The 263-nt window shown below is 57.0% G+C and carries 1 pseudogene; it reads left to right on the top strand.

The window, feature by feature from the left end:
- Nucleotides 1-263: pseudogene (locus AC3XQU_RS24115) on the top strand (phage tail protein); the annotation flags it as partial.

The raw sequence follows: 263 nt of genomic DNA, 5'->3' as shown, positions 1-263 counted from the left end.
AGAAAACGCTGTCCAACGTGGCGGTCAACGGTGTGACCGGCATCAGTGCCGACGTGTTCTGGGATCTGCAAAACCCGGCCACCGACGCCAACTATCTCAACAGCAACGAAGTCACCACCCTCATCAATGAAAATGGCTTCCGCTTCTGGGGTAGTCGCACCTGTAGCGACGATCCGCTATTCGCGTTCGAAAACTACACCCGTACCGCGCAAATCCTCGCCGACACCATGGCCGAAGCCCATATGTGGGCCATGGACAAGGAC

The organism is Telluria sp. AZSoR62 (assembly GCF_058111565.1).
This window is presented reverse-complemented; position numbering and strand designations above follow the sequence as displayed.